Annotated in this window: 8 protein-coding genes; 3 read left to right on the plus strand and 5 right to left on the minus strand. The window is 46.2% G+C overall.

The window, feature by feature from the left end; genetic code table 11:
• Nucleotides 1-104: 104 nt before the first annotated feature.
• Nucleotides 105-533 (minus strand): hypothetical protein, encoded by a 429-nt coding sequence (locus tag R50912_RS16785; RefSeq protein ID WP_042236492.1) that lies wholly within the window; start codon nt 531-533, stop codon nt 105-107.
• Nucleotides 534-758: 225 nt separating this feature from the next.
• Here R50912_RS16785 and R50912_RS16790 point away from each other — a divergent pair, with 225 nt between their 5' ends.
• Complete coding sequence (locus R50912_RS16790) at nt 759-4,625, plus strand: collagen binding domain-containing protein (RefSeq protein ID WP_042236494.1); 3,867 nt, start codon at nt 759-761, stop codon at nt 4,623-4,625.
• A gap of 104 nt (nt 4,626-4,729) precedes the next feature.
• On the opposite strand, the gene R50912_RS16795 is transcribed toward R50912_RS16790, so the two are convergent.
• From R50912_RS16795 to R50912_RS16805, 3 genes are all read right to left on the minus strand, one after another.
• Nucleotides 4,730-5,254: a hypothetical protein gene (locus R50912_RS16795; protein WP_042236496.1), complete on the minus strand. Its 525-nt coding sequence runs from the start codon at nt 5,252-5,254 to the stop codon at nt 4,730-4,732.
• Nucleotides 5,255-5,270: 16 nt separating this feature from the next.
• Complete coding sequence (locus R50912_RS16800; protein ID WP_042236498.1) at nt 5,271-6,032, minus strand: hypothetical protein; 762 nt, start codon at nt 6,030-6,032, stop codon at nt 5,271-5,273.
• A gap of 403 nt (nt 6,033-6,435) precedes the next feature.
• Nucleotides 6,436-7,731, minus strand: coding sequence for an IS110 family RNA-guided transposase (locus R50912_RS16805; RefSeq protein ID WP_042234001.1), 1,296 nt, complete (start codon nt 7,729-7,731; stop codon nt 6,436-6,438).
• Nucleotides 7,732-8,406: 675 nt separating this feature from the next.
• On the opposite strand from R50912_RS16805, the gene R50912_RS16815 reads away from it, so the two are divergent.
• Both R50912_RS16815 and R50912_RS16820 read left to right on the plus strand, forming a co-directional pair.
• Nucleotides 8,407-10,065, plus strand: coding sequence for a DUF6138 family protein (locus R50912_RS16815; protein WP_042236502.1), 1,659 nt, complete (start codon nt 8,407-8,409; stop codon nt 10,063-10,065).
• 175 nt (nt 10,066-10,240) lie between these two features.
• Nucleotides 10,241-11,170 (plus strand): NAD(P)/FAD-dependent oxidoreductase, encoded by a 930-nt coding sequence (locus R50912_RS16820; RefSeq protein WP_042236504.1) that lies wholly within the window; start codon nt 10,241-10,243, stop codon nt 11,168-11,170.
• Here the strand turns inward: R50912_RS16820 and R50912_RS16825 are convergent.
• On the minus strand, nt 11,154-11,933 hold the full coding sequence (locus R50912_RS16825) for an ankyrin repeat domain-containing protein (RefSeq protein ID WP_042236506.1): 780 nt from the start codon (nt 11,931-11,933) through the stop codon (nt 11,154-11,156). The genes R50912_RS16820 and R50912_RS16825 overlap by 17 nt on opposite strands.
• Nucleotides 11,934-12,054: the final 121 nt, after the last annotated feature.

A 12,054-nucleotide genomic window follows, 5' to 3' on the forward strand; every position in this document is an offset into this window, starting at 1 on the left:
GGGAACATTCAGCCTATAGCTGACTGATTCCGATAATCCATACGGGTTCCAATGGTAGTCCTAATGAAGAAAACCAGCCTCTCACGCGGCTGGTTTTCTCATGGTTATGATTTCACTTTTTCAAGCTTAAACACAAATTCCCAAGTTGCGGTATTCCCTGAATATCGTCCTCGATTCTCGACAACTTTTACGGACAGTGATTTATTCTGTGTTGCCTTCAAGGTCGACACTTTAATGGAAGCGGTTGCTGACCCTTCCTCAGGAATTTTATCCTGTTCCTGTGCTTCGGCAAGCAGCTTGATAGTTCCTGTTGAACTAGCATTTATTGTGACGGATTCACCTTCTGCAAGTTCTTCTCCATCTACGTACCCGCCTGACCACCACTCATTACCCACATGATTGTTCTCTACTAAGCTCGCGCTCACAAATGTAACTTTGACTTTCTGAGTCTTAGCGGCTGCTGATAAGGGTTGGGCGCTTATAACGAGAGCGAATACCATCACAGAAACAAGCTTAATCCATTTCCATTTCATGACTTACACCTCTCTCTTAATCTATTATTTACCAATTATAGCAGGTCAATAGGCGTAGTTCTAGAGACTCATATGTTCGTTTTCCCGAAGCTGTTCAGAAATTGTTCATATGTCAGGTTTACAGTAACTTAAACTGCTGTCAGCGCAGGGATGATACAGGTTACGCAGACAATGGGCAGTAGACTTCAAACCAATCGATGACGAAAAAGGAGGAAGTATTCATCAATGAAAATGAAAAAGATTAGCATTTGGCTCGTACTTATTCTATTGGTTACCCAATGGACAACAAGCTTTGGCTCTTTCACTGAACGTGCTCATGCAGAACCCAGTAACATTACGGAAAATCTGATCACCAGCGTTTCTCTGGCCGTGTATACGGATGAGCACTACTCAGAGACAGTCACCGGCAATGTATATCAGCTTGATTCCTATTCTGAGCTGAACTACACGTGGTCATTAGCAGATGGGCATGGTTATGAAGCAGGCTCCACTTTTGAATTTAATATTCCCGATCAGTTTGAGCTTTATAATGATTTGGATGGGGATCTTCTATTTGGTGGGGATACAGTAGGTACCTATCATGTCGATAAAGGTAATAATCATGTTGTCTTTACGTTTAATGAATTTATTGAACAATATGATCATGTGCAGGGGACCTTTACTGTCCGTTCACTGCTTAGTTCTAAAAAAATAAAAGGGTCGACCACACAGCTTGTGGAGTTCCCGATCAATGGCGGCACCCAGGTAATTGAACTTCATTTCAAGCCTAACGTCAGTTCAACTGTAGAGAAGAAAGGTACTCCATTGCCTCAATTCTACAATCCAACGCAAATCGGCTGGACCGTCGATGTCAACAAGGTCTTGGAAAGTGTGGGCAACGCTGTCGTTACCGATGAGATTCCGGACGGGTTGACGCTTGACACAAGCACCATTGTTGTCCGTGAACTTGAGGTAAAGCTGGACGGTACAGTTATAGCAGGTGACATTGTTCCGGGTAGCAGTTATGATGCCACCGGGTCCACCCCGGCGAAGCTGGATTTAAAATTTAAACAGAGCCCAATCACCAAGGCGTATCGTGTAGAATTCACCACCGATATTACAGCCAGCGGTGAGGATGCAGTCAGCTATGAGAATACAGCTATTTTTACAGGAGACAACGGTTTATCAAAAGAATCGAAGACTACCGTAACCGTAGGACGTGGCAAGCCGCTTAACAAGGTAGTCGTGCATCATGATGATGCAAGCCAGACTACGACTTGGGCGGTTGAATTCAATTACAATGAAAAAAACATCTCTGCAAACGAAGCGATCCTGAAGGATACAATTGACCTCAATCATAAGCTCATCGAAGGTTCACTGAACGTATACCCAGTGACTATTAAAGCCGATGGTACAGGGGTTAAGGCTACTGAGCCACTTCCGGAGAGTAAATACACGATCACAAAATCAGTGGTAGATGGTAAAAATCAATTTGAACTCAAATTCAAAGATGCTATTGATTCGGCATACCGCATCGAATACAAAACTAAAGCGCCGGAACGTGTTTTTGAAAATGGCAAGGTCACTAATACAGTGACTTACGGTGAACATTCGGACTCAGCTTCCCAGAATATCACCCAACAAATATTGGTCAAGGGTAACAGCGAAAAAGATTATCTGAACAAGACAGTACGTTGGACAATTACGATCAACAAAGATTCAAAGACGATGGAAAATCTGAAAGTAACGGATACCTTCGTTAACGCTGGACTCAAGCTGGTACCGGGAAGCCTTACCATTAAACCGGTCGCTGGAGGTCCCGCTGTCGTTACTGAGGTTGTTTATACCGAACATGATCCTGTAGAGGCTAACGATGGGTTCACGATTACTTTTAAAGCTCCAATCTCTGAACCGTATACCATAACATACCTCACTAAGTTTAACTTTGATTGGTTGGCAGGGGGGAAAAACCAGTTTGTCAATCAGGCATTGCTGGAATGGGTGGAGAATGGAGAGTCTAAGACCATTACAAGAACATCGACATTCGATCCAAGAGCAGAAGTGAAGAATAACGGTCTCAAGAACGGTTCGTACAATGCCTTCACCAAACAGATTTCCTGGAATGTTGGGGCCAACTATAATATGAAAACCCTGACTAATGCTAAATTGGTGGACACGATCAGCAGCGGTCAAGTTGTGGTTCCGGATTCCGTTAAGGTATTCAAATGGATCTACGGTGCCAATGGAGACCCTTCGGTGGACGTAAACGTCGATGAAGATGATTACAAGGTAACTCTGAACGACGGGAAGCTTGAGGTAAGCTTTAACAAAACGATCAATTATGCCTTTTACGTTACCTTTAAGACTACTTTCGCGGATAAGGTTATTGACGTAAAGACTGTCGATAATACTGCATTGCTGTATGACGGCACAACCAAGGAATCCGCTGACCTGAATGCTTCGGTGAACATTCCTAACGGAGGCGAATATATCGCCAAGACAGGCGCACAAAACAACAATAAGATTGACTGGACGGTCTATATCAACCGTAATCAATCTGTTGTGAAGGACGCTCTGGTAACAGATACTCCGAGTGAGAATCAAATTCTGCTTACTAACACTTATCACCTCTATAAGACAAATGTTGCAGAAAACGGGACAATAACACCCGCAAGCGAGGAATTGATACGCGGCACAGATTATACACTGAACTTCTTGAAAGACAGTGAAGGCAAAGAAAGCTTCGAACTGAAGTTTACCAAAGAAATCTCGGAAGCTTACATTCTTCAATACCAATCTGTAATCACTGCACAAAATAATGAAACAGTCAGCAACGAGGTAGGTCTCACAGGTACGAATGTGAAAGAGGTTATCAAAGATACCAATTCTGAAGTCACGGTTAAGCTCTCGAGCGGTTCAGGCACAGGCAGTGGTGTCAGAGGTACGCTCAGCATTGAAAAGATTGATGCGGACAATCACAGCAATACTCTCAAAGGAGCATCCTTTGACTTATTCCGCGTCATCGGCAATGAGCAGATTTGGATTAATGAGGGAGTAACCGATGAAGAAGGCAAGCTTGAATTCACCAAGCTCCTCGGTGGAGATTATGCAGTAGTTGAAAAAACTGCACCTGCAGGTTATCTGTTAGATACGACACCTCATGCAGTTAAAATTAATTCAACTACAGGAATCGAGCTGAAAATCACAAACAAAACATCAGCGACGCCAACACCATCGCCGACGGCAACACCGACACCGACGGTTGCGCCAACACCATCGCCGACAGCAACACCAACACCATCGCCGACAGTGAAACCAACGGCAACACCGACTGTTGCGCCAACACCAGTACCAACAGCAACACCAACAGTTGAGCCAACACCAGTACCAACGGCAACACCAACAGTTGCGCCAACACCAGTACCAACAGCAACGCCGACTGTTGTGCCAACACCAGTACCAACAGCAACGCCAGCTCCGACGGAGCCAGCTACGCCAACAGCTACGCCAACAGCAACACCATATGTGCCGTCAACACCGTCATCAACGCCAACAACTCCTTCAATACCAGGAGTCATAGTCACACCGGGTCCAACAGTAGTTCCAACGGTGACACCATTAGGTTCACCATCAGCTTCACCAGAACCTACAAGTGAACCGACAAATGCACCGACATCAACACCTGTAATTAGCAGTCCGCCTAGTCCTCAACCAACAGCTGTCAACACAATTGAGGATATTCCGGTCGAGGGTGAAATTCCGCTTGGAGGAATACCTAGCCTGGGTGAAGATCCTGAGCATGGAACCGTCGTGATTACACCAGACGGGAAATGGAAGTATACACCTGACCCTGGCTACACCGGAAAAGACAAGTTCACTATTATCGTTAGCGATAATGGAGAGGACCAGGAGATTGAGATCGAAGTAGTGGTAGATGAAGTGCCTAAAGGAACAATTGATGAACCTTCACAAAATGAACCAACGAATCAAAGCGGTCTGCCGGGTAAGCTGCCTCAGACCGGTGAAGAAAGTCCGATAGGCATGTACCTAGCAGGAATGGGTCTGATCATCCTTGGTTTCGTGCTCTCGAAGAGATTTAAGACACGCAAGTAGAAACGGCTTTGCAGTCCTTTTTAAAGAACAGTTTTCAAAAAAAATAATGGTAAACAAAAGACCGCCGCTTCTAATTGAAGCGGCGGTCTTTCAGATCTTTCAGCTCACTCCGTTCGCTTACCGTACGTTTTCTTCCAATAGTCCAGCCATTGCGGATAATCGGTTCCTTTTATCTCGTTCAGTGTTTTTCCATCTATTGAATACTCTCCGCCCGCCATGATTAGGTTTTTGATTTTACTTCTTGGACCGGAGGTTCCGCCTATAACATCACCGTCTACAAGCATGACAGCCATAGAAATAAAGTAATCTTCCGGGCTAAACAACTTTTCCAGCGGATGATTCTTTACAAGAAAATCATAAGAGACGATTTCTTTCCCGAAATAGGCAGAAGGTTCTTTCTCCTGAACTGCCCAGAGCAGCATATAATCCAAGTTTTCAAGCATATTCTGCTCCAAGGTATATTTTGCGACCTCTCCTTCATCCGCAACAATTGTATAACCAAGAGCTTGAAGATAATCGGCGGCGATTTGTTCGTCGGTCTTTCCCGCCGCGGAATCTTCATTGTTGCATCCTATCATTGTTATCAGCACAAGGCATAGAAGAGGGAATACCCATCCTTTTCGTCTCATTATATTCGGACCATTCTCATTCCAATGTGCCTGAGGCTCTTCTTCTTTGAGTCGCTATGGCTATTAGTGGAACAGCAAAGGCAAGAGATAATCCGAATAAAATAATTGGCAGAAGCAAAGAGGTCTGATTGTCAGAAGGAGAGACATTGGGGCCGCCACCGACTAAAATCACTCCGTCATTTGAATTTCGATTCAAATTATTAAGAGAATCCACAGACTCGCTGATAACATTCAGGATCTCTGCAGGACTTATACTCTCATCATTTGTTAAATTGATATATTCCTCATTAATCGTACTATTAGTATAGACATAATTTAGGTTATAACGTTTATCATCAATAAGCTCGAATTTACCGTTTCCAGCATACTCAGCTTCTACCCGTTTAATTGCACTGTCAAAATCATCATGGTTACTGATGTTGAAAATTTTCCAGGCACCTGATTCAAAAGTGGCATCGACCACCGCAACCTGAGTTCCCTCTAAATAAAGCGGGAATTTATAACCAGTCAATTCATGTGAAAGTGAATCTCCGTGGACATTCACTTGATAATAGGCAACTCCTTCTCCCAAAGTTGCTTCATGAAAGCTTGCTTTGTCGCTGCCGTGAAAGCTAGTCCTCTGGGCTTCAAGAGTATCAGCATAATACTCTGTATATTCCCTAGCGATCGCCCCTTTGATATCTGCCCCAGCTGTCTCCAGACTTGAATCTGCATACACAGCATTTCCCAATGTGAATAGAGCAAATAAAACAGTTAATATAATGGCGCGAATTTTCAAAAAAAACCCTCCCACTATAAATTAATATTTTCTCTTGTTTGCTCACTCGTTCTTAGGTTTTCAGCCATGGACAGGTTGAGAGTTGGAGAAGTCATGTAAGGATGACATTATTTTCTTGCAGAGCCGGTGGCGGGAATAGAGGTTGGGGGGATTGTCCCCAGCCCATGGATCGTTCCTGTGATCGCACTTTGGATATCCACACCTGTCTCTTGACGGCTTACCCTCCCATGTCACGCGGGGTCTTTGCCCTTACATTCCTTCGTTCTGCCTCTCAAGAGGTGGACGCCGTTTCTTGCTCCTTTACAGGGTCGTTGCCCTTATGGAATTAGTTCCTGCGGCTGCTCCGTGCTTCTTTTGTCTTTGGTGAAACCTACTTCAATGAGCAAAATGAGTTTGGTTTTTCTTAGGCTGCCATCTGTAGCTGGGCCTGACGGACCGGCCCTAACACGCTGTTTGCATCGTATGGAATGTGCTTCGTCCCGAGCGTATGAAGCACGCGAATAAGTTTCCCGCACAACGCCACAAGGGATTGCTTTTTCTTCAGTGGATTCTGACTTCGTGTCGTAAAATACTGGTGCAGTGCCTTGAATTCGGCGTTCTTTGCTACCATGGGCATGACCGCCCGGAACAGCAGGGCCCTCAGCTTTGCACGTCCACGTTTGGTAATACTGGACTTGCCCTTTTTCTTTCCCGAACTATTCTCTTTGAGATTCAGTCCGGCCAGCCGAATAATCTGCTGTCCATGCTCGTAACCACTCAGATCGCCCACTTCCGCCAGGAATCCTGCTAACGTCACTACAGCCACACCGGGCACGGTAAGCATCTCTTTCGTGCCTGGAATTTGCCCTAGTAGACGTTCTACTTCGGACAGAATCTCTTCAAGCTGTCTGGCGAACATGTCATACTGCTCCAGAAGTGTTTTAATCTCGATCTTTGCTGCAGGAAGACCTTCGGTCAGACCGATAGAGCCTCTCGCCGTCTCGACCAGCAATTGGGCTCGCTTCGTTCCCACCGCTCGTTTCACGTCTTTCTTCCACCGCTGAGCGATGGCTTCTGCACCGAGTCCTACGATCTCACCCGGCGTCGGAAACTCGTCTAGAGTAATAAGCGAGGCTTTTCCTTCCCAGTCTTTAAACACCTCAGTGTATTCCGGGAAAAAGCGATCCTGCCAGTTCTGCACCCGCCTTTGCACCTGCCCGAGGTTCACCATGATCTTCTCCCGAAGATTCATGAGAATTCGCAGATCTGCGTAGATACGCGTTGGCAATTTAGGTTCGCTGTATTTCCCATTCCGCACTAAATCGGCAATGACTTTAGCGTCTTTATAGTCGTTTTTCGTGGGTGAGTTATCTTCCAGTTCTTTGCTTTTGTGTACATGATGCGGATTGACAATGACCAAAGGAATGCCGTGCTGTCCCAAATACTCGGCCAGGTTAAACCAATAGTGTCCGGTAGGCTCAATGCCAAAGAGGACGTCGCTCTTGGCATGCTCCCGCTGAAGCTCCTTCATCCACTGAACCAGTTGCTCCAGTCCGGTACGGGTATTTGAGAACACACAATCCTTTCCGAGTTCAATCCCCCGGTAGTCGATAGCGCGAGCCACATGGGTTTCTTTCGCAATGTCTGCGCCTACGACAAGGGTCTTGTCGGAAATTCGTGTAATCCGTTGATTCTGCTTCTTCGATTGTTTATACTTCATGTTGAGTGCCTCCTGTGCTGGAATTGTTCTTTGGCGGAACGTTTCCCAGTATACAGTTGGCGCTTTTTTCATTCAAACCTCAAATTAATTCATTACAGGAATGGCTCCTTAATGGATAGTGATTATTTTACAGTTAATTCACTTTTATATTGTTTACTGTATTGACCCAAGTATAGATAGAAGTATTGTCCTGCCATACTGGATACGGCCGCCCAGCACAAATAGCCTCCCTGTTGTTTCTGGGCACTTACGTCATGAATGCTAAGGCCAGAAGCGCCGTATACACTTGCTGTAAAAAGTGAAGCAGAGATAATCGAACAAAAAAATACTGAAAGCGATCTCAATTTTATTTTTTCACTTTTCTCAAACCCTTCATAAGAATTGAGCTCTCGGCCGAAAGGGCTATAGATGATATTATCATAATTAACTTTATATGGAAGTATGGAAATTAAAGGTTTCACCTTGAAAATTACAGATATCCTTTTAATAAACAGGATCATTTCGGCCTAAGCCGCTAACGATTCCGGCATCAATTCATGATTGATCATCAGACAGATACCCCCAACCGATTTGAACGGTAAATCAAGATACGGTAATATTTAATGTACCTAATTTTTGAGTGGACATGAATAACTTCATTGCCGATATCGCAGTGTAAAGGAGCATGTAATAGACATGGATTATACGCTGGAAGCAATTCTTGAAGAAATGAAGATGGAAATAGACAAGTGGCTCATCTATATCAGTGATAAAGAAGCAGAGAAAATTGTAAAACGGACCACGCTGCAGGCAGGCATTCACGGGTATGCTCTCCTCGAATATACGGATGGCAGAGTGGATGTGACAGATAATTTGCTTGGTTTAAACGAACCGGGTAAAAGGAAGCAGACTACTCCTGAGCAGTTGACAGAGGTACAAGTGCGGGAGCAAATCATTCCTGAGCTTGCTTCGTATATGCAGAACAAATTAAATGCATTGCCGCCGGCAGTCCTGGATTACCGGTTCAGGTTTGACGGGAAATTCAAGGTGAACGAAGGTGTTGTCCATGTGCGCATTCTTGAATATGTAGATGAGGCGAAGAGGCAACAGCTTCTGGAACGCATCAGCCTCTATATCATAAATAAGCTCGAATCTGGCAAATATCCGACCAAGCCGCTAGAAACTTTTTTCCTGGCCCGGCATCTCCTGGATGAAGGACTGTATCCCGTCTTGGATTCCGGCAGAATCATCGCTGTGTATGACAAGATACAAGAGCTGAACAAGGGGAACAAGCAGCTGGCTGAGCATCGCAATACTATCACCGTAGCACTTAGGAACTGGGTAGAGGATCATTGGCTGCCGCGTTATTTCGAGAACACAGGAACCCAGTGGCAAACGGGATTTACGAAGAAGAAAGATGCTGTACTGGAAAATGCCGGGCAAGAAACGGTTGCGCTCGTGATCTATGCTGCAGTTTGCATCCTCAAATATGAGCCTTCCTACAGCAGAAGTGCGGGGCTTGCCTTCCTGCAATGTGCGCTCGAACTCGGCAGTGTCCAGGCTGCACGGCTAATTAATCATGGCAGCGGTGCCTTTACTGAAGAGGTTACGAGATTACGCTATGATCAGGTGGAATGTAGCGCTAATGATGTATTTGCCGAGGTACGCATCCGTATTAATCAGGAGACAGAGGAGAGTTATGCGTTTGCACTCCGGTTTCTGACGAATCTGCTGAAGTCGGGCTTTCCAAAAAGCTATCAGATCAAGCTAACCTCCTCAGTTAAGCACTGGCTGCCGCTCAAAGGACTCGCCAAAACGGGCACGCACCGTTTCTTTGCGAATGCGCTTGAATATCCGGAGTTATATCCATTGCTTGAAGAGTACGCCATAGCTGCGATGGAAACCTTCGAATGGTATACGGACACGGAAGGGGAGAAGTGCTGTATGCCGGGCAGCTATGCGGTCTTTGGACTGGGTCTCACAGATCAGGCCTATTTCCCGCTGGCCCTTCAATATATGGAGAAGGTAGATGTTGAACATCAGTCTGTCCAGAATAGATTCACAGCTGCGTTAATCGAACAATACGGCATTAACAGAGAGATGCTTCCCGTGCTGTTGCCGTGTATGCTGTACTGTACAGATTCATTAAAGCTGAAGATGACGCGAGAGTTGGAGAATGTAGGGCTGCTTAGACTGCTGCTCGATCAGGTACACGGCCTGCATTACTACCAGGTGGAACATCTTGTCTACCTGATCTGGGGCGGAAAGAGCAAGCTGCAGAAGCTTGCTGACAAAGCTGAGGGAGAGCAGAAGCAATACCTTGCCGGACTGATCCAAGCGGCCAATCGGAGCTGATGCCACCACTGAAAGCTACTATTAATTTAAAAATAATCATTGCAAAATAGTAATAAACCATCTATTGTGGATAAAGAAGCTCTTTGATATCTGTTTTATCGAATCAAACAAGAAGTCCCAGGCTTCTTGCGGTCTAATTATAGACATCTAGAATCTATGAAGGAGGTTATTCATTATGGAGAAACAATATGCTGATGTGGCAATTATCGGCGGCGGACCGGCTGGTCTGAATGCTGCTTTGGTGCTGGCAAGGGCAAAGAAAAAGGTAGTTGTAATTGATGAGGGGCGTCCACGCAATGCTGTAACTGGCGCGGTTCACGGGTTTATTACCCGCGATGGGATCCCTCCGGGGGAGTTCCGGAGAATTGCACAAGAAGAGATCCTGGCTTATCCTTCGGCATCATTCGTAGCGGATACAGTGATATCGATCGCAGGAACCAACGGTCAGTTTGAATTGAGCACGGTGGAAGGACAAATGATATCAAGCCAAAAAATATTATTTGCTGTCGGCATGAAGGATCAGCCGCTTTCTATTTCGGGTCTTAAGGATGTATACGGAAAAAGCGCCTTCGTCTGCCCGTATTGCGACGGCTGGGAATTAAGGGATCAGCCGCTTGTCGTCATCTCGAAGGGGACAGTCCTCATGCATTTCGCTCCGGTTATTTCCGGATGGACAAACCAGCTTACGGTTTGTACGAATGGTCCGGATGAATTGACGGAGGCTCAGCGCCAGGAGTTCCAGCACAATGATATTCCCTTGTACGACTCACCGATCCGGCACATCGACTCGAATGATGGCATCGTTCACCAGGTTGTGCTGGAAGACGGAACGGCGATTCCGTGCAGGGGAATCTTTTTCAAACCCGAGCTGGTGATGGGCTCTGATCTTCCGCGCTCTATCGGATGTGAATGTACGGAAACAGGAGTACTCGCCGTTAATGAATACGGAAAAACAAACATTCCGGGCATTTATAGCGCCGGGGATGCAGCATCCATGATGCATCAGGCTATAGCTTCGGCTTCGGCGGGCTCATTTGTGGCTGCAGTCATGAATAATGAGCTGAATACCGAGGCATGGATGAAAAACCTCAAAGAAGTCCGGTAGCAGATTTAGCACCCAGACCCTGCAGCCATTGTACCAACTCAGTAGCAGCATTGCGCTGAGCAGCGTCTAAGGGAGTGAGGCCGTCCCACACTGAAATCCAGTTAATATCAGCCTTACGGTCGAGCAGGTATTCGGCAGCATCTCGTTGTCCGCCGTGGCAAGCGCACCAGAAAGCGACGTTCACCTCGTCCGGAGGCGATGAGTGTCCCGCTCCCCAAGGGTATTGCTGTGAGAGCGGGTCTCCGGCAAAGTGAGCTTCCATAGCATCTACCAGACCCAACGCAGCTGCATGCCAAAGAGCAGCTTTGGCTCCACGCTCAATTAATCTATGTGCTGCCCGCCATTGCGCGAATGCCACTGCGTCGTCCAGCGGCGTTCCGCCGGCTATGACGGCACCGGAAGCCTCGATGTCAGCACCGGCATCGAGGAGGAGATCAAGTACTTCGACATCATCGCAGCTCGCAGCCCAATGAAGCGGGGTCTCGCTGTGCGGGCCAGTAAACGGGGCATTCACATCCGCACCGGCCTCTATCAGTGCTGCAACTGTAGCTGTATTGTTAGGGAAATGGCCGGGCCAATCAGTTGCAATATGCAGCATTGAACGCAATTCCCCGTTCCTTACCATTCTTGAGGCGGCTAACCCGGAATTCTCATCAAGCAGCAGTTTCAGCATCGGGATATCGCCGGTATGAATCGCTGTAATTACCGAAATACCCAGCGAATGGTCCTCTGGAATGTAAGCTATGTTCTTCTCATCACTCATGATTAGTATGCCTCCCGTTCATAGGTATATCGCAACGGACTCCTTCACTAATCATACTTCATATGTAGCCAACTTCAAAAAGATACTTGTTATTCCCGTGCCGATGTTTTATATTGACATA

The organism is Paenibacillus sp. FSL R5-0912 (assembly GCF_000758605.1).
GTDB lineage: Bacteria > Bacillota > Bacilli > Paenibacillales > Paenibacillaceae > Paenibacillus_AQ.